Source organism: Chryseobacterium limigenitum (assembly GCF_900114875.1).
In the GTDB taxonomy this organism is placed as follows: Bacteria; Bacteroidota; Bacteroidia; order Flavobacteriales; family Weeksellaceae; genus Chryseobacterium; species Chryseobacterium limigenitum.
On record NZ_FPKW01000005.1, the window covers coordinates 129,047 to 153,829 of the forward strand.

Consider the following 24,783-nt stretch of genomic DNA (forward strand, 5'->3'; position numbering starts at 1 on the left):
TAAACAATTTAAAATTTAACTTTTCTCAGCAAAAATAGTCTTATAAAGAGCATAAATCATCGCATTCCAAAATGGAAATGTAAATAAGCCTCCAACCAAAAACAGACCAAAGCCCAAATACTTAAAGAATGTAGCCACAATAACGCAGACAAATATTTCTATAAAGTACATTTTCAGGGCTTTAAAATTTAATGAAATGGCTTCAAAAATTCTTTTATCCGTAAAAAACATCAGCGGAGCAACGAAAATCGTAATGATAACCCAAGCCACAGCAAGAATTATGGTTTGAACCGTAAAAAGATAAATGAAGAACCAGAAAACAAAATAGCCTATATATTTGAAGAAATTAAGCCCGTTATAGCCTGCAAACAAATCTCCGATTACTATTTTCTCGTTTAAATCAATTTTTCTGTAGATCTGAAAAAATCCAAGATTTAAAGGATACAGAAAAACAATCGTTGCAAAAAAAGCATAACTGAAATAACGCGAATTATCTGTAGCAGACAATTCCGCAATCTTTTGCATATAAGCATCCGTACTTATTTTGAAAGCTTCTATCAAAGCCTGATTTTGCTCCAACATCCCATATTTGGCAGCAAAAAAAGTAATTGATGTAAAAAATACAGCAAAGTATATGATGGAAAACATTAATTGAAAAATCAATGTTTTATTCCAGTAAAAAAAAGCCTGTTTTAGTATAAAGTCAATTCCCGGTTTCTGAGGATATTTGTTCTGCATTAAAAATATTTTGTGCAAAAGTAAACATCAATAAGTACTTTTGTCGAATGTTTTCAGTGAATCATCAAAAATTTATGGAAATGGACGAACTTTCTCTCCGGAAGGTTCCCTATTTTTTCGTCATCGACTTCCTCGTTGACAATGTAGAAATTTACAGAGAAAATGAAATTCAAAAATCAGGCTTATTAATTGATTTTCAAAATTTTAAAAGCTCAAAAAACAAGCATAAACTAACAAAAAAAATCGAATGGAAATCATCCCCCGAAACGTTAGAAAGTTTTAAATCAGGTTTTGATCAAGTTCAGAAAAATATTCGTTTAGGAAATTCTTATCTGGTAAATTATACCAGAAAAACTAAAATTGAGACTAATTTAACACTCGAAGAAATTTTCTATCATTCAAATGCAAAATACAAGGTTTTTTATAAAGATTTTTTTGTATTTTTTTCTCCTGAAACTTTTGTGAAGATCATTGACGGAAAAATTCTCACTTATCCTATGAAAGGTACTATTGATGCGTCTTTAGAAAATGCAGCAGAAATCCTTAAGAACGATAAAAAAGAAAAAGCCGAGCATTATACCGTTGTTGATTTGCTTCGAAATGATCTCAGCATGGTTGCAGACGATGTGAAAGTTGATAAATTTCAACACATTGATTTCATCAAAACTCAGCAAAAAAATTTGTATGCCATGAGTTCAGAGATTTCAGGGAATTTAAAGCCTGAATTTGATGGAAAAATAGGAAGTATCATGAAAAAATTACTTCCTGCAGGATCTATTTTAGGAGCACCAAAGCCAAAAACACTGGAAATTACCCTCGAAGCCGAAGGATATGACAGAGGTTACTACACGGGAGTTTGCGGTTGGTTTGATGGTGAAAATCTCGACAGTTGCGTGATGATCCGGTTTATTGAGAAGGAAGGAGATCAGCTTTATTTTAAAAGCGGCGGCGGAATAACACACATGAGTAAATTAGAAGACGAGTATCAGGAAATGAAAAATAAAATCTATGTCCCAATTCATTGAAAGTATTAAAGTAGAAGATCAGGAAGTTTTCTTGTTAGATCTTCACCAAAAGCGTGTTAATCAAACCTTTGCCCATTTCGGGAAAGAAGGCTCAATTGATTTGGCTAAAATTTTTAAACATCTGGAACATGATGAAGACGGAATGTACAAACTAAGAATCTCTTATGATCTGGACAAAAAGATCCGTACCCAAATGATTCCTTACGCAATTCCTGAAATACAAGATTTTCAATTAGTTGAAAACAACAGTTTCGATTATTCTTTCAAGTTTGAAGACCGAAAAGAGCTGGAAAAAATGAAAATGAAATCCAAAGCTGAGGAAATCATTATTGTAAAAAATAATCATATCACAGATACCTCATTTTCTAATCTTTTATTTCAAAAAGGGAAAGATTGGTTCACTCCCACAACTTATCTTTTGAATGGCGTTCAAAGACAAAATCTTTTGAAGCAGAAAAAAATTAAGGAAACTGAGATTACTTTACAAAACATAAAGCAGTTCTCACATTTTCAATTGATTAACGCAATGAATGATTTTGATGATATGTTCATTTACCCAATAGACCGAATTATCAATCTACCGGGTAATGAAGAATATTTGGATCTTTAATTTTCTTTCATGAAATTAAAATAAGCCTTTAAAACATCAGCACTATTTTTACCGTGAGTATTCACTTCCAGTATTTTAGGTTGTGCGTCCGGCTTGAAGAAATTATCTAAAACTCTGTCAAGCGTCGGCTCATCTTCTACTCTTGTGTAAGAAAACCCGAAATGCCTGGCAAGATGTTCAGCGTTTTTCTTGTGCTTTGTAGCGATAAATTCGTCTAAAGTATTCGGGTTGGCATTTCCAGGCCCGGGAATAATTTTAAAGATATTTCCCTCTCCGTTATTGAAGATCATAATTCTTACAAAAGGCGGAATATATTGATTCCAAAGCCCGTTGATGTCATAGAAGAAACTTAAATCTCCCGTAATCAATAAGGTTGGATTGGCATTTTTAATGGCAAATCCCATCGCTGTAGAAGTAGAACCGTCGATTCCGCTTGTTCCTCTGTTGCAATAGATTTTTCTCTTTCCAAAGTCAAAAAGCTGAGCATATCTGATTGCCGAACTGTTGCTGACATGAATATTATAATTCTCAGGAACTGTTTGGGAAGCTTTATTAAAGAAATAAAAATCAGAGAACTCCACCATATTTAGAAATTTATCGTGTTTTGCATCTTTTTTATCTCTTAAAACATCCCAAAGATTAAAGTACGGTTTAGGTTCCAGATTAATGAATTTCAATAATTTAGAAAAGAAAATTTCGGGTTTAGTTTCTATTTTTTCAGTCAAAGAAAAATAGGTATCCGGCTGCCAAACTTCATCCAGATGCCAATGCTGTTTTGGGCGGGCACTTCTTAAAAACTGTTTTACTTTTTTGGAAACAACATTCTGCCCGATCGTTATTAACAGATCCGGAGCATACGTTTTGTAATCTTCTTCTGTAAAATTAAAAATATATCGATCAATATGTTTGAAAAATTTTTCGTGATGCAAATTAGAATTCACTTCACTTAAAACCACAACAGAATGATTTTTAACCAATTGAGAAAGTTGATTTTCCAATTCAGGGCTATAATCTCTTGTTCCCACCAAAAGAAGAATTCTTTGTGAAGTATTCCAATCTGCCACTAAGTTGGAAGGAATTTCGTATTCTTTCTGCTTAATTGTTTTTTCAACCGTAGGAAAAGTCGGAAGCTCAGAAACCAATTCATACAAAGGCTCTTCCAACGGAATATTAATGTGAACCGGACCTTGTTTTTCAAAACAAAGCTCGATTGCTTTTTTAATAATGTCAAAATTAATTTCTTCGGCATCATCCTTACTATCTTCTAAGAGTTGGAAATCGCCGTAAGAATGCTGATGAAAAATATTATTCTGCCTAATCGTCTGTCCGTCAAAAATATCAACATAATCCGTTGGTCTGTCTGCGCTTAAAATCAAAAGAGGAACATTCTGATAAAACGCTTCTGTAACGGCAGGATAATAATTAGCCACCGCAGAACCGCTTGTACAAGTAATGGCAACAGGTCTTTTTTCGCTTTTCGCCATCCCAATTCCTACAAAAGCCGCACTTCTTTCATCCACAATACTGAAACAATTAAAGCCATCCACTTCCGAAAAATGAATCGCTAACGGAGCATTTCTGGATCCCGGTGAAATAACAATATCTAAAATTCCGTACTGCTGAAGAAGATGCGCAAGTATTTGGATACTTCTCTTAGAAGAATATTTTTTCATATTACAAATTTAACTTATAAATCCTTAATTCTAAAAAAATTTAATTCAAAAAAGATGTAATTTTGCACCACGTTAAATTTCTAAAAATGGATAAAATACCTAGTGTAGACCTGCGTGATTTCCTTTCGGGTAACCCGGAACGCAAACAGAAATTTGTAAATGAAATCGGAAAAGCTTACGAAGAAATTGGTTTTGTAGCCCTAAAAGGACACTTCCTTAATGACCAATTAGTAGAGGATCTGTACGGAGAAGTAAAAAACTTTTTTGAACTTCCCACAGAAACGAAGCAAAAGTATGAAATTCCAGGAATCGGTGGCCAGAGAGGCTATGTCGGATTCGGTAAAGAAACTGCAAAAGGTTTCAAAAAAGGAGACTTGAAAGAGTTTTGGCATTTCGGACAATACGTGTCTGATGATTCAAAATACAAAAAAGAGTACCCTGACAATGTGATCGTTGACGAACTTCCAAAATTCAATGAAGTAGGTAAAGAAACTTACCAAATGCTTGAGAAAACTGGTAAATCTGTTTTGCAGGCATTGGCATTGTATCTTGATCTTGATGAGTTTTATTTTGACGACAAGATCGCAGAAGGAAATTCTATTTTAAGACCAATTCACTATCCGCCAATCACTCAGGAGCCTGATGATGCGGTAAGAGCAGCTGCTCACGGAGACATCAACCTGATTACTCTTTTGATGGGATCTCAAGGAAAAGGACTTCAAGTTCAAAACCACAACGGTGATTGGATCGATGCGATTGCTGAACCGGATGAATTAGTAATCAACGTTGGAGATATGTTATCAAGACATACCAACAACAAGTTGAAATCTACGATTCACAGGGTGGTCAACCCGCCAAGAGAATTGTGGGGAACTTCAAGATATTCAATCCCTTTCTTTATGCATCCCGTAAGCGGAATGTCATTGAATGCTCTTGAAAACTGTGTTGACGAAAACCATCCTAAGTTATATGAAGATACAACAGCAGGAGAATTTTTACATGAAAGATTAATTGAATTAGGTTTAATAAAAAAATAATTTAAAACCCAATTTGATATATATTTTTTTAATTATCTTTACTTTACTATCAAATTTTTAATTAAAACAATATGAAAAATTTAAAAAAACTAAGTAAAGGCCAATTAAAAAGTATTTCCGGAGCAGGAGGAATTAAACTTCCGGAACCTGAATTTTGTATGTATTACTGCAATGGAGTTGTCATTTGCGCAACGTGTAGTGATAAATTTACATGTCCGGATGATTCGATGTAATTGAAATTCAAAAACATTTATAAGAAAACCGTTCCTTTTGGAGCGGTTTTCTGTTTCTCAAATAAGAATTTATAAATTTTAAACGCAAAGTCTTATTTCCTAATATACATATTTAAGGAGCAAAGATGAATCAACAAGTTGATTTGAAGAAGCTATCATTCAAGCTTCGCGAAGCAAATTTTATTTGCCTTTGCCTTTCTAAACTGAAAATTGATTAATTAAATATTTTCGTTAAAAAAAACAACCATTTATATGATCTGTGGGATAAAAAAATCAGTCAAACAATCTCAATTGCTGATCTTTTGCTCCTGTGAAATTAGCGGTTGTCAATTTTGGAAATTCTTTGCCATCAAAAAACTTCTTTCTTCCTATTTTAAAAGTATTATGAATCATTTCAGCAATATTTCCATCACCTCTTTGTCGGTCGAAATATCTTTTTTCGCCTAATTTCCCGCCTCGCATGGAACGAATTAAGTTTAAAACTTTCTGCGCTCTGTCCGGAAACTGAGTTTCGATCCATTTCACAAAAACAGGTTCAACCGTATCATTCAATCTCACCAAAGTATACCCGAAACTTTGAGCGCCTGCTTCTGAAATTGATTTTAAAATATTCAAAGGTTCATCACTGTTCAGTCCCGGAATGATTGGCGCAACCATCACATGCACAGGAATTTTATTTTCAGATAAAACTTCAATAGCTTTTAATTTATTTTTGGAAGAACTCGTTCTCGGCTCCATCTTTCTTCGCAAATCTTCATTAATTGTAGGAATACTTAAAGAAACGGAAACCAAATTCTGCTCCGCAAGCGGTTTCAGAATATCCAAATCTCTCAGAACCATCGCATTTTTTGTCAGAATATTGACAGGATGTCTGTAATCAAGACAAACTTGCAGTAGCTTTCTCGTGATCTCAAATTGTCGTTCTGCAGGCTGATAACAATCTGTATTTCCTGAAAGTAAAATTGGAGCAGCTTGATAGCCTCTTTTCTGGAAGAATTTCTCCAATAATTCCGGTGCATTTTTCTTGACCATGATTTTTCTTTCAAAATCAATTCCGGCACTGTATCCCCAATATTCATGAGTTGGTCTGGCGAAACAATAGGAACATCCATGCTCACAGCCTTGGTAAGGATTCATTGAATATTCCATCGGTAAATCTTCGCTTTTTACCTGATTTACAATTGTTTTCGGGAAAATTTCCGTAAACGTTGTTTTTACAGATTCAAAATCTTCATCATCAGGTTCATAGGTGTATCGGTCGAAACGGTTGATAACATTTCGCTGAGCACCCTGACCTTTTATGATATTTTCGTTCTGCATTTCTGATGTAAATGTAAAATGGAATGGCTTTAAAAAAATTAGTTTTAACACTAAAGTTTTCCACAAAAAAAACCAACACTTAAAAAAGCGTTGGATATCAAAAACATAATTTATATATTTTTACTACTTCAATGCGTAAAATTCTACTCCGTGATACTCATCCTCATGATCTTTAGCATCAAAGTGTCTGTGATGGTCTGAGTAAGAATCACTGTATTTTTTATTTTTTTTATCTAATACTTTTTTTATCCCTATAAAACTTAATACTGCCAAAAGCCCAACACCTCCTGCTAGTAAAACTCCGACTTCTTTTTTCATATTTTGTCCGATTTATTAATGACGATATTGCAAAAAGTGTACCTATTTTATTTTTTTCAATTATAAATTTTGTTAACATTACACTTCTTTTTTAAGCAAAATATAATTCCTCAGTCTTCCTCTTTTCGTAAATTAATGGTTTAATTATTGTACTAACAAAGAAAAATAGTATTATGGAAAACGCAGACAACATGGATCAAATGACGACTTTAAGCCAAGTGATGACAAAGCTTTCTGAGAGAGGCATACACCGTGAATTCAGGATGAATGACAGTTGTGAAATGAAGCTTGATAATTCTGAACAAAACTATCAACCTGCCGATTTAACCATCTTAAAGACATACCGTTTTGAGGGCGACAGCAATCCTGACGACAATGCCGTTTTATACGTTTTAAAAGACGCTGCCGGAAACCGAGGAATGATTATAGATTCTTACGGAGCAGACAGCAATTATACCGGAGAGAAGTTTGATGAATTTTTGAGAGATATTCCGGTTCAGGAAAGCGAGGAATTTAATTTTTAAATATATACAACCCGAAATTATTCTGTTTCGGGTTTTTCTTTTTTCTTAAAGACATTCTTTAGAAATCCTTTCTTTTCCTTCTTCTCTTCAGCGGGTTTTGACTCTTCTTTTTTAGTTCCGGAGCCTTTTATTTCCTGTTTTAATTCTTTGACAGATTTTTTCATTTCCTTTACAGAAGCGACTGCATTTTTCACTTTCTTTTCTGTTTTATCAACGTTTATTCCTATCAAAGTTTTCTTCAAACCCTGTTCAATCCCTTTCCAGAAGAGATTAAAGAACGATTTTGTAGGATCTCTTTCAACATCTTTCACATCTACAGACTGAGGAAGATTTCCGGAATCTGAACGCACAACAAGATTGGCAATTGCTGTTAAAATTCCTTTTTTCTGCTGGTTATCTTTATTTAAAACCGCGATTTTCAAGTCTTTATGTTTCAAATTAAAAGTTCCGTTCAACCCTTTCGGATTTCCTTTAAAATTAAAAAGCATTTCCTGAATTGTTCCTTGAGTCGCCATCACATGAAGATACGGTTTGATAAACGGATTAATTCCATTAGCAGGAAGATTGGCAGCTCTGCCCGAAATCGTGAAAACATCGCTCTGATTAGCAACATCAAACCCCCAATTGACAGACAGCGGAGCAAGATTCATAAACGAGCAGTTGATTTTAATATCAACTTTGGTGGGTTTTCCTTTTGTTTTGGCTGAGTTTAAATTTTTAACATTCATATTAAAATTAGCGAATGTTAATTTTCCTGGCCCGGCACTTTCCGGGGTATCTTCTTCATATACTAAAATGGAATTTTTCAGATCTAAATTATTAACGTAAAGCGGAATCTTAATAGAACGCAACAGTCTGGAATACAAAGGTTTTTCTTTCGGATCATCATTCGGGATTTTACTTCTGAAAATATTGGCATCCGCAGATTGAATCACAACATTTGAAGCATTAATGAATTTATTTTGTGAAAATAAGTCCCAATTTCCTTCGGCTGTTATTTGGTTTGCCTTCAAATCATACAAATCTCTTTCAACAGGTATCATTTTGATAAACTGAGCTCTCGAAATGAGAGGCTTCATCGCGAAATTACTGATCTGGACTTTGTTTTTATTTAATTTTAAAAGTCCTACACTCATGTTGTAGAACCTTGTTTTGTAGGCAAAATTCTTGGTCGTCAGAAAATAATCTTTTGCTTTAAAAGTATGCCCTTGATTATTGGGTTTAGACTTAATTTCAATATCGTTGATCGTTGCATTCAGGTCATTAAAAATAAGTGGCTCATTTCCTTTGTCGTAAGTGATATTAGAATTTTTAAAGGAAAATTTCCGGATAAGAATTGAGTTTACTTTATTCTCTTTCGGCGCTTTTTTCATATTATTTTCTCCAGCGCTGATAATTCCGTTTACATTATCAACCAGAACGTCTTTTATATCAAGATTTAATTTTTTATTTATAAATTCTAACTTATTGATATTAAACGCGGCAAGATTTGCTTTTAAAGTCATCGATCGCCTCCCCGGATCTGATGTATTTGGAGTGACGGTAATATTTCTTAACTCCCCGCTTTTAGGATTCAAGGCAATACTTCCGACAACATAATTCTGATGATTTGAGTATAAAATATCCTTTCCGGAGAACTGAAAACTCTTGTAACCGACAGGAATTACCTCTTCTCTTGTATCCTTGTTAAACTTTAATTGACTGACATTTAAATTAAGGTTTTTTGCAGATAAAAGATTGCTTCCATCAGGTTTTACAACATTTACGGTCGCATTATTTAATTTTAAACCTTCAAGATTAAGCTCAAAATTAAGAGGTTTCACGGCTTTAACAGGAGCTGCATTGGTCGTATAAACTAAAAGTTTAGGATCCTGAAAATCAGCATTCGCAAGAGAAACAACATTGCTTTTTAAAACAATATCCTTGAAATTCATTTTTTGAATATCAAACTGAAAAAGTTTCGCTTTTTTTGGATAAAATCTTTTAAGCTGATTAATCGTCAACAACGGAATCAGTCTAAATCTTTCAATAGAAACCTGCCCATTCGTTGTAGTTATTTTACTGATTTTTAAAGCATAAACATTATCCGGACGGAAGAAAAAATTCTCTCCCTTGATTTGATATTTGTCAAAAACAACAGGTAATTTATTTTCTACAGATTCTTCTGTCATCTGTAAATTTTCAACAAACAGATCAAGCTTTTGAACAGATAAAAATTTTTGCTTTGTATCTCTGAAAACATTAATAGTCCCGTTATTAATCCTGATATTTTCAAACAATACCGGATTCTTTTTTTTGCCGCCTTTTTTACTTGCCGGTTTTGCGAGAATTATATTCAAATTAGGGCTTCCTAACAACAAATCGGATGAACTTATTTGCTTATTAAAAATGGCATCGTAAATTCCAAAACGATTGATCTTTAACGTATCAATTGTCCCCTGAAGACCTATAACATTGGTATTTTGAGGGTTTTTACTGTTTACTGTAATTCCGGTTGAAAGGATATTTCCTGTACCGAGATCTACATCTAAAGTTTTATAGGAAACTTTATAATCAGTATTCTTTTTAATAAAATTAGGAAGTTGGGTTTTAAGCCAGAAATTTAAGCCGAAGTTTCCCAGCAAGAAAATCACCATCAAAACCCCGAAGCCAATTAGTAACTTTTTAACCCATTTTTTCATATTTACGATTTAATTTAACCCTATCTAAATATATGCCTAATTTTTAACATCCAATTCTATAACATACCCTTCATGCCCTCTTACATTAATAAAATCTCCGCCTTCGAAGCTTAAATACTGTCCTTTAATTCCAAGTAATTTCCCTGTAAACTCAGGCTTTTTGTCTAAAGTGAATGACGTTACTTTTTCAGGTTTTTCAAAAGGATAATCAAATTTCCACACATTTTCACCTTCGCTGTAGAATTTTTGGAAATCTTCAGGAAAACATTCCTTTATTTTTTGTTGAAAATCAGCCAGATCTATTTCTCCTTCAAAATCATCCTGAAGCATTTTTCTCCAATTTGTTTTATCCGGCAAATGATCTTTTAAAGCAACTTCTATCATTCCAGCCTCGTAACGATTTTCTGTTCTGGCAATCGGCAAAGCAAAAGTTGCTCCCTGATCGATCCATCTTGTAGGAATTTGCGAACTCCTTGTAACCCCCACTTTTACATCTCCAGTGTACGCCAAATATACCGTGTGCGGTTGAAGCTGAATTTGCTTTTCCACTTCCAAATCACGTTCTCCAACGCCAAGATGTGCCGTAGAAAGCTCCGGACGAATGATTGTATCACTGGCATAAGGGCTTTCAAAAAAACAGCTTTTGCAAAATCCCATTCTGTAAACAGGCTTATTTTTTCCACAATTCACACATTGGAACCCTGTATGCTTTATCGTCAATTCTTTTCCAAACAATTCGTTCATGTGAATAAGATCACCCGAAAGGTTAAGATAATACTGAATTGGCTGAGCATCGTAACTCGTCATCTTTAAAATTTGCCCTTGAAACTGCATATTAATTTTATATTACTATTTTAAGTAAATTTAATGATTATATTTTTCCCAAAGGAAATTTATATTTTTGTACTCATAAAAAAACATTGATGATATATCTTGTAACAGGAGGAAGCGGATTTATTGGTTCTCATTTGGTTGAAAAATTATTGAAAGAAGGACATTCTGTCATAAACATTGACAATTTTGATAATTTCTACAATTATCAGATAAAAATTAAAAATACTTTAGAATCAATTAATAAAAATTCTGAATTTACCTTTTCTGATAAAGAAACTGATATTAAAAATTTAATTTCTCTTTCAAAATCAAATAATTACATTTTATATTATCAGGACATTCGGGATAAAAACAGTCTTGAAGAAATATTTAAAAATCATAAGATTGATCTGATCATTCATCTGGCCGCACTTGCCGGAGTTCGCCCTTCTATTGAAAGACCTTTGGAATATGAAGAAGTGAATGTTCGTGGCACAATGAATCTTTGGGAACTGTGTAAAGAATTCAATATTAAAAAATTCGTTTGTGCCTCTTCATCAAGCGTTTATGGTAATAATGAAAAAATTCCATTTGCAGAGACAGACAATGTAGACAATCCTATTTCACCATATGCTGCAACAAAAAAATGCGGAGAAATTTTAGGTCATGTTTATCATCAATTATATCATATTGACATGATCCAGTTAAGGTTCTTTACGGTTTACGGCCCCAGACAAAGACCCGATCTTGCCATACATAAATTCACAAAGTTGATTTCTGAAGACCAGGAAATCCCTTTCTACGGCGATGGAAATACAGCAAGAGATTACACTTACGTTGATGATATTATTGACGGAATTACTAAATCCATCGGCTATTTAGAAACTCATTCAAAAGTATACGAGATCATCAATCTTGGGGAAAGTCAGGTAATTAATCTTACTGAAATGCTTTCCACAATTGAACGGGCTCTCGGAAAAACTGCCATCAAAAAAATTCTGCCAATGCAGCCCGGAGATGTACAAAAAACCAATGCTGATATAGGAAAAGCGAAGACATTAATCGATTATAAACCAACCACAGACTTCCAAAATGGCATAAAAAAATTTGTGGAATGGTTTTTGAGAAAATGACATCGAACAAGTTGCTGACATAGCTGTAATACAGTCTGTGACGTGCAATGAGTAAAAAATTAATAAAAAGAATTGAAAATCAAGTATAAAAAAGCGTATAATATAAGCTAATTTTATACTTTTGCAAAAAAAATAGAATATTATGTACTGGACATTAGAATTAGCCTCATATCTAAGTGACGCACCTTGGCCAATGACAAAGGCTGAGCTTATTGATTATGCAATCAGAACTGGTGCACCAATGGAAGTAACGGAAAACCTTCAGGCTATTGAAGACGAAGGAGAAATGTATGAAGCCATCGACGAGATCTGGCCGGACTATCCTACGGACGAAGATTATCTTTGGAACGAAGACGAATATTAAATAAGGCATGAGCTTTAGGCAATAGGCTTAAAGCTTATTTCCCTTTTTATAATATCAATTTTTGCGCAGTAAGCGTATTTAGTAAAACGCTTAAAGCATATCGCTTTAGGCATAAAGTAAAAATTTATGAGTTTTTTAAACAAAGTTCTTAAAGGGTTTTTGGGAGACAAGAAAGCGCAGGACCTAAAGGAAGTAAAAAAAGTTGTAACAAAAATCAAAGCTGTTGAACCAAATATTCAGCAATTGTCTGATGATGGCTTAAGAGAGAAAACTGCTGAATTTAAAAATAAAATAAAAACAGCAACAAGTAACATCACAGCGCAGATAGAACAGATTAAAGAGCAGATAAAAAATTCGACCAATGTTGATGAAAAAGAAGCTCTTTTCTCACAAATTGAGTCTCTCAAAAAAGATTCATACGAAATCGAGGAGAAAGTTCTTAGCCAGATTCTTCCTGAAGCTTTTGCATTAGTAAAAGAAACAGCAAGAAGATGGGCAGAAAACGGAGAGATCCGTGTAGCTGCCACTCAAATGGACAGAGAACTTGCTGCAACTAAAGATTTCGTTGAAATCCAGGGAGATCAAGCCGTTTGGAAAAGCTCATGGGATGCAGCCGGAACTCCTGTAGTCTGGGATATGGTCCACTATGATGTTCAGTTTATCGGAGGGGTTATTCTTCACAGCGGTAAAATTGCCGAAATGGCAACCGGTGAGGGTAAAACTTTGGTAGGAACATTACCTATTTACTTAAATGCACTTCCTGAAAGAGGGGTTCACGTTGTAACGGTGAATGATTATCTTGCAAAAAGAGACTCCGCCTGGATGGGGCCATTATATCAGTTCCACGGAATGAGCATCGATTGTATCGATAATCATCAGCCGAACTCAGACGGAAGAAGAAAAGCATACAATTCAGACATTACTTATGGAACAAATAACGAATTCGGTTTCGATTATTTGAGAGATAACATGGTAACTTCACCTTCAGAATTGGTACAAAGAGAATTAAACTTTGCTATCGTGGATGAGGTTGACTCTGTTTTGGTAGATGACGCAAGAACGCCATTGATCATTTCTGGTCCGGTTCCTCAGGGAGACAGACAGGAATTTGATGTTCTTAAACCTTCTATCGACAGAATCGTTGAAGTTCAAAAGAAAACCGTTTCTGCAATTTTTAATGAAGCTAAAAAATTAATCGCTGCAGGAAATACTAAGGAGGGAGGATTTAAATTACTTCAGTCTTACAGAGGTTTGCCTAAAAACAGACAGCTAATCAAGTTCTTATCTGAAAGCGGAAACAGAGCATTGCTTCAAAAAGTAGAAGCTCAGTACATGCAGGATAACAACCGTGATATGCCGATCGTGGATAAAGATCTTTATTTCGTGATCGAGGAGAAAAACAATCAGGTTGACCTTACAGACAAAGGTGTTGAATACATGTCTCAAGGAAATTCCGATCAAAACTTCTTCGTTCTTCCGGATATCGGAACTGAAATTGCTGAAGTTGAAGCTAAAAATTTAACGAAAGAAGAAGAATTCGAAGCTAAAGAAAAACTATTCTCTGATTTTGCTGAAAAATCTGAGCGTGTACACACAATGAGTCAGTTATTGAAAGCATATACATTATTCGAAAAAGATGATGAGTATGTAGTAATTGACGGTGAAGTAAAAATCGTTGACGAGCAAACAGGTCGTATCATGGAAGGACGTCGTTATTCAGACGGTCTGCACCAGGCGATTGAAGCTAAAGAAAACGTAAAAATTGAAGCTGCAACGCAAACTTTTGCAACTGTAACGCTTCAAAACTACTTCCGTATGTACAACAAACTTACGGGAATGACGGGTACTGCTGAAACTGAAGCAGGAGAACTTTGGGAAATCTACAAATTAGATGTTGTGGTAATTCCTACAAACCGTTCTATTTTAAGAGACGACAAACAGGATTTAGTTTTCAAAACTAACAGAGAAAAATATAACGCGGTAATTGAAGAGATTGAAAAATTAACAGCAGCAAGAAGACCTGTATTGGTTGGTACAACGTCTGTTGAAATTTCTCAGTTGCTTTCAAAAGCCCTTCAGTTAAGAAAAATCCCGCACCAGGTATTGAACGCGAAACTTCATAAGAAGGAAGCAGAAATCGTTGCAGGAGCAGGACAGCCTGGAGTTGTAACGATTGCAACCAACATGGCAGGTCGTGGTACGGATATCAAACTTACGAAAGAAGTAAAAGAAGCCGGAGGTTTAGCCATTATCGGTACTGAAAGACACGATTCTAGACGTGTTGACAGACAGTTAAGAGGTAGAGCGGGACGTCAGGGAGATCCGGGAAGTTCTCAGTTCTATGTATCTCTTGAAGATAACTTAATGCGTCTGTTCGGTTCTGAAAGAATTGCTAAAATGATGGACAGAATGGGTCATAAAGATGGTGAAGTTATTCAGCATTCAATGATCAGTAAATCTATCGAAAGAGCGCAGAAAAAAGTAGAAGAAAATAACTTCGGAACAAGAAAGAGACTTCTTGAGTATGATGACGTAATGAACAAACAACGTGACGTAATCTACAAAAGAAGAAAGAACGCTTTATTCGGGGATCACTTGAAATACGATATCACCAACATGATTTTCGATGTTGCTAATTCTATCGTGACGAAAGGAAAAGCAAACGGAAGTTATAAAGATTTTGAATTTGAAGTAATCAAACATTTCACAATGGCTTCTCCTGTTTCTGAAAGTGATTTTGGCAACAAACAAGTTCCTGAATTAACGAATATCTTATTCAAAGCTGCTCAGGAAGATTACAATATGAAACTGAACTTATTGAAAGAGAAATCATTCCCTATTATTGAGAATGTGTATCAAAATCAGGGTTCAATGTTTAAAATGATCCAGGTTCCTTTCACAGACGGACACAAAACAATGACTATCGTAGCTGATCTTAAAGAAGCTCATGATACTCAATGTGAAAGTCTGATCAACGATTTTGAAAAGAATATCACTTTATCAATTATCGATGAAAACTGGAAGCTTCACCTTCGTGAGATGGATGATCTAAGAAAATCTTCTCAGGGAGCTGTTTATGAGCAAAAAGATCCGCTTGTAATTTACAAACAAGAATCTTTCCACTTATTCAGCGAAATGATTGATAAATTAAATAAAGAAATTATTTCATTCTTATACAAAGGAGAAATTCCTGCTTAAGAAATAATTAATTATAGAATAAAAACCGCTCCAGCACTGCTTGGAGCGGTTTTTTGTTATTTAGTGGATAATATAGGTATGATAAATATCAATCTTATAATTTATTTAGAATAATTAAAAACAATATATTTGCAGAAAATTAGACTTTCATGAAAAATGTACTGATCTGTGCCTCATTGTTGAGTTCAATGCTGACTTATGCGCAGGAAAAGGATTCTACAAAATCGAAAGATATTGAAGAAGTTGTAGTCAACGGAAAATACTATCAAAAATATAAACTGAATGAAGTTTCAGGTTCTTTAAGATTACAGACTCCAATTATGGAGCTTCCACAGAACGTACAATCAATCAGTTCGCAAGTATTAGCAGATCAGATTACATTAAATATGTCTGAAGGAATTGTAAGAAACGTAAGTGGAGCCAGAAAAGTAGAACACTGGGATAACGTATATTCTAACGTATTCATGAGAGGAGCAAGTATTGCAACTTATATGAACGGGATGAACGTTTCTTCAACTTGGGGTCCGATCAATCCTGATGCTTCAATTATCGACAGAATAGAATTTGTAAAAGGTCCGGCAGGTTTTATGGGTTCAATGGGAGATCCGGCTGGTTTCTATAACATTGTAACTAAAAAACCTACAGGGAAATTTCAGAATTCTGTAAGATTTACAACAGGAAGTTATAATCTTTTCAGAGGTGAAGCAGATCTAGACGGCGTCATTGTAAAAAATGGAGTGCTGGATTACCGTTTAAACTTAATGGGTAGCACAAATGGGTCTTGGGTAGAAAATGACAAAACAAAAAAGATAATTGTTGCTCCATCCTTAACTTTCAGACCAACAAAAACTACGACATTAACGGCTCAATATAATTATCAGTTCTTAAACTTTTCTCAGCCAGGAGCCTATTTAATGTCTAAGGACGGATATGCATCATTAAATGTTCATACCAACTTTAATGACAAAAACTTCAAGGAAACTGAAGTGAAAGATCAAAGTTTATTCCTGACATTAGATCAAAAATTATTCAAAGACTGGACTTGGAGTACCCAATATGCCTACATGGATATGAACTACGACGGTGGTTCTTGGTGGGGAAGTTTTGATACAAATAACAGCAACATATTCAACAGAACATTAAGCAACTGGCAGGCTGTTGGGAAAAATCACATTTTCCAAACGTATGTAAGAGGTAGCTTAAAAACAGGAAATATTGTTCACAAAGTAATTGCCGGTTTTGATTACGGAGACAGAAAATACAACGCAGATTTTTCAGGATATTCAAAAATTGCAGACGGAGTAGAGACTGCAATTTATCCAATTAATATTCACAATCCTCAATATGGCGTAGATCCGTCTACTCTTCCTGCTGATAGTTTCTACACATTAAGCACTGCAGCGCCTTTCTATAATGACCAGGGAGTAAAATACACTTCTTATTACGCTCAGGATCAAATAGAAATGTTCGATAATAAACTGCGTCTTACATTAGCCGGAAGATATACAAGTGGTAAAACATATGCAGGCTATCCTAATCTAGGTGAAGTTAAACCTGATACTGCTGGAGAATTTACACCTAGAGTTGGGGTAAGTTATTCTTTCAATGAAAATTTCTCGGCATACGGAGTTTTTGATAAAACATTTGTTCCACAATCTGCAATACAATATTCTGATACTAATCCTAAAGGAGAACCTCTTACTACTCCTTTCAAAGGTCAGAACTTAGAGGTTGGGATTAAAAAAGATTGGTTTGGCGGTAAATGGAATTCAACTTTTGCTATTTATGAGATCACAAGACAAAATATCTTTACAGCTGACCCAGTACATTCAACTTCAGGATTTTCTGTAGCAACCGGAGAACAAAGAGCAAGAGGTTTTGAAGCTGATATTAAAGGAGAGATTGTAAAAGGATTAAATGTTGTCATCAACTATGCTTATACAGACGCAAAAACGGTAAAAGACAATGATGCTGCAAGAATCGGTCAACAATCTCCGGGAAATGCTAAAAATGTGCAAAATACATGGTTAAGCTACAGATTTGAAAATGGTATGTTAAATGGATTTGGAATTTCTGCAGGATATCAATATCAGGGAGGAAGACAATCTTGGTTTGGAACTTCAGCAAAGCAGGATCAGACTCTTGAAGATTACTTTGATACGAACTTTGGAATTTCTTATACCGCTAAAAAATTCGATGTCAATCTAATTTTAAACAATGTTCTAAACAGAAAATTATATAGTGGATACAGAAACGATGACGGTTCATACGCCTGGATCTACAACGCTCCTAGAAACTGGAGACTTTCAATAGGATACAAATTTTAAATAAACAAAAATTAGCCCCTCAAAAGGTTAACTTTTTGATATGAAGAAAAAACATCATCATAAGAAGAAGGTTTCTTCAACAAAGAAATGGTCTGCCAAACTGCATTTGTGGTTTGGTTTGTCCGTTGGGCTTATTGTGTTCATTGTTTCTTTGACGGGAACGATGTATATTTTTAAAGAAGAAATTCAGAGTCAGCTTAGAAAAGATGACATTTTTGTAAAAGCTGAGACAATTTCTCAACAACCTTTGTCAATTGAGGTTCTTCGTGAAAAAGTTGCTTTGGAGATCAATGAAAAATATCCGATCAGTTCGGTTGAAATTCCTTTAGATAAAAACAAATCTTATGAATTTCTTTATTACGAAAAGGATAAAAAGGCATGGAATTATTTTGATGAAGTAAAAGTCAACAAATTAATCTACGTAAACCAATACACAGGTCAGATTCTTGGGATTTATAATGAAAAGTATGACCTCTTCCCTATTTTAAAGGCCATCCATTGGAGCTTACTGTTAAATTCAGATTGGGGGAAATATGTAATCGGAATTCCCGTCGTTTTATTCATCATCATGCTGATCACAGGAATTATTCTTTGGTGGCCGCAGAACAAAAAAACGAGAAAAAGACGTTTCTCTTTCGATTGGAAAAACGTAAAAACCTGGAAACGTAAGAACTATGACCTTCACAATATCTTAGGGTTTTATGCTTCGTTTATTGCTTTAATACTAAGTTTATCAGGAATTTACTTTGCCTATCCTTGGATAAAAAACACATTCAATTTTGCATTATCCGGCTCCATTGAGCTTCCAAAAGAGAAAGAAATAAAATCTCCCGACTCGCTTTTAGCAAAAAACAATGCAGTTTTCGATCTTACTGCAGAGGAAACAAGAAAATTATACTCAACCTCATCAAGTTTCAGAATTCCATTAAACGGAAAAAATAAAAAAGGAAAAGAATTAAAAAACATTCCGGTTTCCGTGTATGGTGAAGACGGAAAATTTGCCATCAGAAATCAATTGGTTTTTGATAAATATTCAGGGAAATTATTAGCCAATAAACCTCATCAAAACTTAAGCAACGCAGAAAAATACGCCAACGCCAACTATGACATTCACACAGGATCATACTTTGGACTGTTTGGGAAAATTATCTGGTTTATCGCAGGACTTATCTGCACATCATTGCCTGTTACAGGGTTTTTAGTATGGCTTGGAAAACAAAAGAAAAAAGGAATTAAGACACTATAATGAGAAAATTAACGCTATCTGTAGCTTGTTTAGCTACCATTTCAGCATTTGGACAGGTAAAAGACAGCATCAATACAAAAGATATGGATGAGGTTGTTTTAACGGCATCCAGAAAAAGAGAAAACATTAAAGAAATACCGAGCTCAATAACTATCGTTGGAGAGAAACAGGTTCAGTCACAATTGACTGTTAATTCAGATATTACAAGCATTTTACAATATACCGTTCCGAGTTTGGCAACAAGCTCAGGACAAACCTCCAATACAGGGCAAACCCTTCGTGGGCGTCAGGTTTTGGTTTTAATTGACGGTATTCCACAGTCTACTCCGCTTCGAAACGGTGCAAGAGATTTAAGATCTATTGATCCTTCTGTGATTGAAAGAATTGAGGTGATCAAAGGAGCTTCATCCATCTACGGAAATGGCGCCGACGGAGGAATTATCAATTATATCACAAGAAGAAGCAAATCCGACAAGAAAATCTCGGGAATTTCACAGTTTGGAATTACCGGTCAGCAATATGGAGGAACATTAGGCTACAGAGCAAGTCAGCTTTTATCAGGAAAGATCAGTAAGTTTGATTATGTAGTTTCATTGGCTTATGAAAAAACAGGGTATATGAAAGACGCAGATGGCGTAAATCTGAGCCCGACCTACAGCACAGCCAAAATGAACAATTACAACGGAATGTTGAAATTAGGTTATTCCATCAATGATAATCAAAGAATTGAAGCTTCCTACATCGGTTATGCTTCAAAATCTGACTTAAATTTAGGTTTAAAAACAGGAAAATACGGAGTTATCCCAACCATCGGAGAAGGAGAAGGAAAAAATCTGGAAACAACTCCGCAGGGAACACCAAGAAACCACAATTTCAAAGTAAGCTATGACAATAAAAACCTGTGGAAAGGAACTTCATTAAACGTAAACCTTTACTTACAGGATTTCAGAACCGTTTACGGATACAGCGATACTTTCCTGAATGGCGGACAATCGAATGTTATTTCAAAAAAAACAGGAGCAAGAGCCAATTTCGACACCCAATTATGGAATGCTAAAAATTCTCAGGGTGAAATGATCTATGGTTTAGATGTGTTGAATGATCAAACCGTTCAAAAACTGGAAGACGGCCGCTACTGGACTCCTGACATGAACATGACCAACATCGCGCCTTTCCTTTTGGTTAAAGTTGATTTAATGAAAAAATTAACGATAAAAGGAGGTTTGCGATATGAAAACATTGCCGTAAAAGTTGGTGACTTCAACACACTTTCTACCGTTAAAAGTGACGGAACTTTCACCAAAAGCATTTTTGTAACAGGCGGAGATCTAAAATACAATGCCTTAGTTGGAAACGTCGGAGTCCGTTACAATATCGAAAATTATATCAATTTATTCGGAAGCTTTTCTCAGGCCTACTCGATCAACGAATTGGGAAGAATTTTAAGAACCTCAACAGAGGGAACGATCCAAAATCTTGAAACAAAGCCAATCATTGTCAACAACTATGAATTTGGGGCTACAGGACAGATCTCAAAATGGATCAATTATGAAATCACTTCTTATGTGAGTACTTCAAAACTGGGCGCTACATTTATTCAAAGTCCGGACAGAGCGTTAACGATTCAAAGATCACCCGAAGTGGTGTATGGTGTGGAAGGATTTTTACATTTCACACCTACCAAATGGATTAATTTTGGAGGAAGCTACAGTTGGATGGAAGGAATTACCTCTATAAAAGATGACGGAGATTATTCAGCTAAAATCAACAACAGCAGAATTTCTGCACCAAAAGTTTTAGCCTATGTTCAGGTAAGACCAATACAATCTTTATCTGTTGGCCTTGATATGTTACATGCTTTTGCACAGAACAGATTCGAGCCTAATGCCAAAGGTTTATATGCCTACGGAGAAGGAAAGGTTCCTGATTACACTGTTTTCAACCTAAAATCAAGCTATGAAGTGAACCAAAACTGGAAAGTTTCTTTAGGTATCGAAAACCTTTTCAACAAAAACTATCAGCCTGCAATTGCATGGTGGGGAGCAAGAGATGCTGATTTCACCAACTCGTTAGGAATGAGAGGGATGTTCATGGTTGAGTATAAATTTTAATTAAGTTTAAAACTTAAACATTAAGAAAATTTCCATTAAAAGCCCACTAATTATAAGTATTCTAAATAAAAATAAAGTCTTGTCTTTGCCGAACTTTAAGAAATTATGAAGAAGAAACACCACAAAAAGAAGCCAAATATATTTAAAAAATGGACAGGAAAACTGCATTTGTGGTTGGGTTTAGGTATTGGGTTTTTGATCTTCATTATCTCCATTACCGGTGCATTATATGTTTTTAAAGATGAAGTTGAGAATATTACCAGAAAAGATGTCATCTATCACAACGAAAAAAATATCGATCAAAAGCAGATTCTTCCGATCCGTGTATTAGAAAAATCGGTGGATGCTCAGGTTAAAGAAAAATATCCAATTCACTGGGTAAATATTCCTATCGACAAAAAGATGTCCTATCAATTCTATTGGTACGAGCATAATACCGATGCGTGGAATTATTTTGATGAATTTCCTATCTATAAAGTTGCTTACGTCAATCCTTATGACGGAAAAGTTCTAAGAACTTACGACGAAAAAAACGGATTCTTCCAGATTGTAAAAATGATCCACTGGAGTTATTTGTTAAAGCAGGATTGGGGAACATATGTCGTGGGAATCCCTGTTATCATCTTCGTCATCATGCTTATATCAGGAATCGTTTTATGGTGGCCTAAAAACAAAGCTGCCAGAAAGCAACGTTTTTCATTTAAATGGAAGAATATCAAAAGCTGGAAAAGAAAGAACTATGACCTTCATAATATCTTAGGGTTTTATGCATCAATTTTTGCTTTAATCTTCTCAATTACAGGATTATTTTACGCATTTTTTGTCGTTCAGGCAGCTATCTATGTGATTTTCTCAGGAGGAGAAACAAAATATCCGGATTTCTCCCATATCAAAACAAAAGCTCCGATAGAGTTGAGAACAGAAACCACATTAGACAAGATCAGTAATGCCGTTAAAGCCAAATATCCTGATTCTTATGGTTTTGCACTTGACCTTGGGCATCCGCACATGGATGATCACGAACACCCTAATTTCGAGGTTTATGTAAAACATTTATCTTACTCTTATCATAAAAGCAGCAGTCTTATTTTTGATGAAAATTCAGGTGAACTGCTTCATACTCACGACATGAAAGACAAAAATTTTGGAGAAAAAACGGTTGGAGCCAATTATGACATTCACGTTGGATCTATTTTAGGGTTACCTACAAAGATCATTGCCTTCGTTGTAAGTTTGATATGTGCCTCATTACCAGTTACTGGCTTCCTTGTTTGGTGGGGAAGAAGAAAAAAGAAAACGGTAAAAACTGCTTAAAAAAAAATTGCAATAAATGTTGAGTTAATAATTCATTAATACAATCTTTTTTATATTTTTAACCCTTTAGAATTTATAAGAATAGAAATGTCATTAATAGATTTATCAAAACACGTTGCCCTAGGAATTGATATTGGAGGTACAACTACCAAATTCGGTGTTGTAAACCACAGAGGTGAAGTTCTTGAAAAAGGCAATCTAAGCACTGATGCATACGCGACAGTTGAAGAATTCATAGACGCATTGTACGAAAAAGTGCATCCGCTGATTGATAGCTACGGAAAAGAAAAAAACTTTGACGGAATTGGTGTAGGCGCTCCCAACGGAAATTACTATACCGGAACAATAGAGCAGGCTCCCAATTTACCATGGAAAGGCGTGATCCCGTTTGGTAAATTAATGACTGAAAAGTTCGGTTTACCTACTACAATAACTAATGATGCTAATGCAGCCGCTTTTGGCGAAATGCTTTTCGGAGCAGCTCGCGGAATGAAAGATTTCATTATGATCACATTGGGAACAGGCGTAGGAAGCGGAATTGTTTCAAGTGGTAAATTGATCTACGGACATGATGGATTCGCAGGTGAACTTGGACACACGATTGTAAAACCAGGTGGAAGAAAACACTGGAGTACAGGATCTGAAGGAAGTCTGGAAGCATACGCCTCTGCAACAGGAATCGCAATTACAGCAAAAAAGATGAGAGCCGAATTCCCGGAATCTATGTTGAGTCAGTTTCCTGAAGAATCAATCAACTCAAAAACGGTACACGAATGTGCTTTGAAAGGAGATCCCATTTCTATTGAGGTTTTCAGATATACAGGTCAGAAGTTAGGGGAAGCATTGGCAAATTTTGTGATGTTCTCTTCCCCGGAAGCTATTCTTTTATTTGGAGGAGTAATTAAAGCCGGAGATTTTATTCTGAAACCCGCTAAGCTTCATATGGAAAGAAACCTTCTTCCGATTTTTAGAAATAAAGTAAAATTGGTTTTCAGTGAACTGGACGAAGCAGATGCAGCTATTTTAGGAGCAAGTGCTTTGGTTTGGGAAAAATAATTGAAAAACATATTAAATATAATTGAGCATCCTTTTTGAGGGTGCTTTTTTTGTTTCGTTTTTCCCGCAGATCTCATAGATTTGCACAGATGTTTGCGTTTTATTTGGTTTGTGTTTGTTTGTGAAAAGCATTTGCGTAACTAGTGTTTAAAGTTTAAACGTAAAGATTTAATTATTTAAACTTTTAATTCTAGAAAGGAAAGGCAAATAAATTTGCTGCGCGAAGCTTGGACCTGTGCTTAATCCAATCAACTTGTTGATTCTTCTTTGCTCCCTAAAGTAAAAACATTGTAAAGATTAAGCTTTGCGTTTAAAAACCTACCTCTGATTTTCCAAATTACGTGAATGTTTATGTTATATTTTTCTCGTGATTATTTGTGAAATCTATTAGTGCAATTTGTGTTTAAAACCCTCTTTTCAATATAAAATGAAAAACTTTTTCTTACTTTTGATTAGTTTTTTTAATACAATAATCAACCTAAAATGGATAACAATAATTTAGAAACAATTACTTTCGGAGGCGGATGTTTCTGGTGCGTGGAAAGCTGTTTCAATATGCTGAAAGGAGTTGAATCTGCAATCTCAGGATATTCCGGAGGTCATAAAGATAATCCGACGTATGAAGAAGTCTGCACAGGAGAAACCGGTCATGCAGAAGTTGTACAGATCACTTATGATCCGAAAATAATCTCTTATGAGCAATTAATGGATGTATTTTTCTTCCTTCACGATCCTACTCAATTAAACAGACAGGGAAATGATATCGGAACGCAATACCGCTCTGTAATTTATTATAAAGATGATACTGAAAAAGTAAAAGCCGAAGAAGCTATCAAAACTTCTGAAGCGTCAGGAAGATGGTCAGGAACCTATGTTACAGAAGTCACAAAATTCGAGAAATTCTGGTCAGCAGAACAGTATCACCAAGGATATTATAATGAAAATCCTACTCAGCCTTACTGTAGCGCAGTTGTAGGTCCTAAAATTCAGAAATTCAAAAAACATTTCGGAGAACTGGGAATGTTGAATGCAGAATAAAAATTAATTAAAATTTATTTTTAA

General features: G+C 34.9%; 20 protein-coding genes. 14 read left to right on the forward strand and 6 right to left on the reverse strand.

Features of this window, described 5'->3' with window-relative positions; genetic code table 11:
* Nucleotides 1–15 precede the first annotated feature (15 nt).
* On the reverse strand, nt 16–738 hold the full coding sequence (locus tag BT156_RS08530; RefSeq protein ID WP_072409142.1) for a hypothetical protein: 723 nt from the start codon (nt 736–738) through the stop codon (nt 16–18).
* Nucleotides 739–785: 47 nt separating this feature from the next.
* On the opposite strand from BT156_RS08530, the gene BT156_RS08535 reads away from it, so the two are divergent.
* Nucleotides 786–1,763, forward strand: coding sequence for an aminodeoxychorismate synthase component I (locus BT156_RS08535; RefSeq protein WP_072409144.1), 978 nt, complete (start codon nt 786–788; stop codon nt 1,761–1,763).
* Entirely contained in the window at nt 1,747–2,373 is a 627-nt protein-coding gene (locus tag BT156_RS08540; RefSeq protein WP_072409146.1) for an aminotransferase class IV, read from the forward strand. The genes BT156_RS08535 and BT156_RS08540 overlap by 17 nt, the downstream gene beginning before the upstream one ends.
* On the opposite strand, the gene menD is transcribed toward BT156_RS08540, so the two are convergent.
* The gene (gene menD, locus BT156_RS08545) at nt 2,370–4,046 is read right to left on the reverse strand and encodes a 2-succinyl-5-enolpyruvyl-6-hydroxy-3-cyclohexene-1-carboxylic-acid synthase (protein ID WP_072409148.1); all 1,677 of its coding nucleotides are present in this window, start codon (nt 4,044–4,046) and stop codon (nt 2,370–2,372) included. The two genes, BT156_RS08540 and menD, sit on opposite strands and share 4 nt — an antisense overlap.
* A gap of 86 nt (nt 4,047–4,132) precedes the next feature.
* On the opposite strand from menD, the gene BT156_RS08550 reads away from it, so the two are divergent.
* Both BT156_RS08550 and BT156_RS22055 read left to right on the forward strand, forming a co-directional pair.
* The gene (locus BT156_RS08550; protein ID WP_072409150.1) at nt 4,133–5,083 is read left to right on the forward strand and encodes an isopenicillin N synthase family dioxygenase; all 951 of its coding nucleotides are present in this window, start codon (nt 4,133–4,135) and stop codon (nt 5,081–5,083) included.
* Between the two features lie 71 nt (nt 5,084–5,154).
* Nucleotides 5,155–5,316 carry a bacteriocin-like protein gene (locus tag BT156_RS22055; RefSeq protein WP_164463259.1) on the forward strand — a complete coding sequence of 54 codons (162 nt, stop codon included), beginning with the start codon at nt 5,155–5,157 and terminating at the stop codon, nt 5,314–5,316.
* A gap of 273 nt (nt 5,317–5,589) precedes the next feature.
* On the opposite strand, the gene BT156_RS08555 is transcribed toward BT156_RS22055, so the two are convergent.
* Nucleotides 5,590–6,636, reverse strand: a complete 1,047-nt coding sequence (locus BT156_RS08555; RefSeq protein ID WP_072409152.1) for a PA0069 family radical SAM protein — start codon at nt 6,634–6,636, stop codon at nt 5,590–5,592.
* Between the two features lie 123 nt (nt 6,637–6,759).
* Nucleotides 6,760–6,954, reverse strand: a complete 195-nt coding sequence (locus tag BT156_RS08560; protein WP_072409154.1) for a hypothetical protein — start codon at nt 6,952–6,954, stop codon at nt 6,760–6,762.
* A 173-nt stretch (nt 6,955–7,127) separates the two neighbouring features.
* On the opposite strand from BT156_RS08560, the gene BT156_RS08565 reads away from it, so the two are divergent.
* Nucleotides 7,128–7,478, forward strand: coding sequence for a hypothetical protein (locus tag BT156_RS08565; RefSeq protein ID WP_072409156.1), 351 nt, complete (start codon nt 7,128–7,130; stop codon nt 7,476–7,478).
* A 17-nt stretch (nt 7,479–7,495) separates the two neighbouring features.
* On the opposite strand, the gene BT156_RS08570 is transcribed toward BT156_RS08565, so the two are convergent.
* Entirely contained in the window at nt 7,496–10,159 is a 2,664-nt protein-coding gene (locus BT156_RS08570) for an AsmA family protein (RefSeq protein ID WP_072409158.1), read from the reverse strand.
* Nucleotides 10,160–10,195: 36 nt separating this feature from the next.
* Nucleotides 10,196–10,993, reverse strand: a complete 798-nt coding sequence (locus BT156_RS08575; protein WP_072409160.1) for a DUF2797 domain-containing protein — start codon at nt 10,991–10,993, stop codon at nt 10,196–10,198.
* Between the two features lie 89 nt (nt 10,994–11,082).
* Between BT156_RS08575 and BT156_RS08580 the strand changes: the two genes are divergently transcribed.
* The 9 genes from BT156_RS08580 (at nt 11,083) to msrA (ending at nt 24,759) form a co-directional block, all read left to right on the forward strand.
* Nucleotides 11,083–12,105, forward strand: coding sequence for a GDP-mannose 4,6-dehydratase (locus BT156_RS08580; RefSeq protein ID WP_072409162.1), 1,023 nt, complete (start codon nt 11,083–11,085; stop codon nt 12,103–12,105).
* Nucleotides 12,106–12,247: 142 nt separating this feature from the next.
* Complete coding sequence (locus tag BT156_RS08585; RefSeq protein WP_034756280.1) at nt 12,248–12,469, forward strand: DUF2795 domain-containing protein; 222 nt, start codon at nt 12,248–12,250, stop codon at nt 12,467–12,469.
* A gap of 126 nt (nt 12,470–12,595) precedes the next feature.
* Complete coding sequence (gene secA / locus BT156_RS08590; protein ID WP_072409164.1) at nt 12,596–15,667, forward strand: preprotein translocase subunit SecA; 3,072 nt, start codon at nt 12,596–12,598, stop codon at nt 15,665–15,667.
* Nucleotides 15,668–15,816: 149 nt separating this feature from the next.
* Nucleotides 15,817–17,994 (forward strand): TonB-dependent siderophore receptor, encoded by a 2,178-nt coding sequence (locus BT156_RS08595; protein ID WP_072409166.1) that lies wholly within the window; start codon nt 15,817–15,819, stop codon nt 17,992–17,994.
* A 40-nt stretch (nt 17,995–18,034) separates the two neighbouring features.
* Nucleotides 18,035–19,240, forward strand: coding sequence for a PepSY-associated TM helix domain-containing protein (locus BT156_RS08600; RefSeq protein ID WP_072409168.1), 1,206 nt, complete (start codon nt 18,035–18,037; stop codon nt 19,238–19,240).
* On the forward strand, nt 19,240–21,351 hold the full coding sequence (locus tag BT156_RS08605) for a TonB-dependent receptor (protein WP_072409170.1): 2,112 nt from the start codon (nt 19,240–19,242) through the stop codon (nt 21,349–21,351). Before BT156_RS08600 ends, BT156_RS08605 begins: the two co-directional genes overlap by 1 nt.
* Before the next feature lie 105 nt (nt 21,352–21,456).
* The gene (locus BT156_RS08610) at nt 21,457–22,665 is read left to right on the forward strand and encodes a PepSY-associated TM helix domain-containing protein (protein WP_072409172.1); all 1,209 of its coding nucleotides are present in this window, start codon (nt 21,457–21,459) and stop codon (nt 22,663–22,665) included.
* An 87-nt stretch (nt 22,666–22,752) separates the two neighbouring features.
* Nucleotides 22,753–23,721 (forward strand): ROK family protein, encoded by a 969-nt coding sequence (locus tag BT156_RS08615; protein ID WP_072409174.1) that lies wholly within the window; start codon nt 22,753–22,755, stop codon nt 23,719–23,721.
* 483 nt (nt 23,722–24,204) lie between these two features.
* Nucleotides 24,205–24,759 (forward strand): peptide-methionine (S)-S-oxide reductase MsrA, encoded by a 555-nt coding sequence (gene msrA / locus BT156_RS08620; RefSeq protein ID WP_072409176.1) that lies wholly within the window; start codon nt 24,205–24,207, stop codon nt 24,757–24,759.
* The last annotated feature ends 24 nt before the right edge of the window (nt 24,760–24,783 follow it).

Excerpts from the sequence above, each read along its gene's own strand:
- BT156_RS08530 (WP_072409142.1), bottom strand. The coding sequence starts at position 738 with ATGCAGAACAAATATCCTCAGAAACCGGGAATTGACTTTATACTAAAA.
- BT156_RS08535 (WP_072409144.1), top strand. The coding sequence starts at position 786 with ATGTTTTCAGTGAATCATCAAAAATTTATGGAAATGGACGAACTTTCT.
- BT156_RS08540 (WP_072409146.1), top strand. The coding sequence starts at position 1,747 with ATGTCCCAATTCATTGAAAGTATTAAAGTAGAAGATCAGGAAGTTTTC.
- menD (WP_072409148.1), bottom strand. The coding sequence starts at position 4,046 with ATGAAAAAATATTCTTCTAAGAGAAGTATCCAAATACTTGCGCATCTT.
- BT156_RS08550 (WP_072409150.1), top strand. The coding sequence starts at position 4,133 with ATGGATAAAATACCTAGTGTAGACCTGCGTGATTTCCTTTCGGGTAAC.
- BT156_RS22055 (WP_164463259.1), top strand. The coding sequence starts at position 5,155 with ATGAAAAATTTAAAAAAACTAAGTAAAGGCCAATTAAAAAGTATTTCC.
- BT156_RS08555 (WP_072409152.1), bottom strand. The coding sequence starts at position 6,636 with ATGCAGAACGAAAATATCATAAAAGGTCAGGGTGCTCAGCGAAATGTT.
- BT156_RS08560 (WP_072409154.1), bottom strand. The coding sequence starts at position 6,954 with ATGAAAAAAGAAGTCGGAGTTTTACTAGCAGGAGGTGTTGGGCTTTTG.
- BT156_RS08565 (WP_072409156.1), top strand. The coding sequence starts at position 7,128 with ATGGAAAACGCAGACAACATGGATCAAATGACGACTTTAAGCCAAGTG.
- BT156_RS08570 (WP_072409158.1), bottom strand. The coding sequence starts at position 10,159 with ATGAAAAAATGGGTTAAAAAGTTACTAATTGGCTTCGGGGTTTTGATG.
- BT156_RS08575 (WP_072409160.1), bottom strand. The coding sequence starts at position 10,993 with ATGCAGTTTCAAGGGCAAATTTTAAAGATGACGAGTTACGATGCTCAG.
- BT156_RS08580 (WP_072409162.1), top strand. The coding sequence starts at position 11,083 with ATGATATATCTTGTAACAGGAGGAAGCGGATTTATTGGTTCTCATTTG.
- BT156_RS08585 (WP_034756280.1), top strand. The coding sequence starts at position 12,248 with ATGTACTGGACATTAGAATTAGCCTCATATCTAAGTGACGCACCTTGG.
- secA (WP_072409164.1), top strand. The coding sequence starts at position 12,596 with ATGAGTTTTTTAAACAAAGTTCTTAAAGGGTTTTTGGGAGACAAGAAA.
- BT156_RS08595 (WP_072409166.1), top strand. The coding sequence starts at position 15,817 with ATGAAAAATGTACTGATCTGTGCCTCATTGTTGAGTTCAATGCTGACT.
- BT156_RS08600 (WP_072409168.1), top strand. The coding sequence starts at position 18,035 with ATGAAGAAAAAACATCATCATAAGAAGAAGGTTTCTTCAACAAAGAAA.
- BT156_RS08605 (WP_072409170.1), top strand. The coding sequence starts at position 19,240 with ATGAGAAAATTAACGCTATCTGTAGCTTGTTTAGCTACCATTTCAGCA.
- BT156_RS08610 (WP_072409172.1), top strand. The coding sequence starts at position 21,457 with ATGAAGAAGAAACACCACAAAAAGAAGCCAAATATATTTAAAAAATGG.
- BT156_RS08615 (WP_072409174.1), top strand. The coding sequence starts at position 22,753 with ATGTCATTAATAGATTTATCAAAACACGTTGCCCTAGGAATTGATATT.
- msrA (WP_072409176.1), top strand. The coding sequence starts at position 24,205 with ATGGATAACAATAATTTAGAAACAATTACTTTCGGAGGCGGATGTTTC.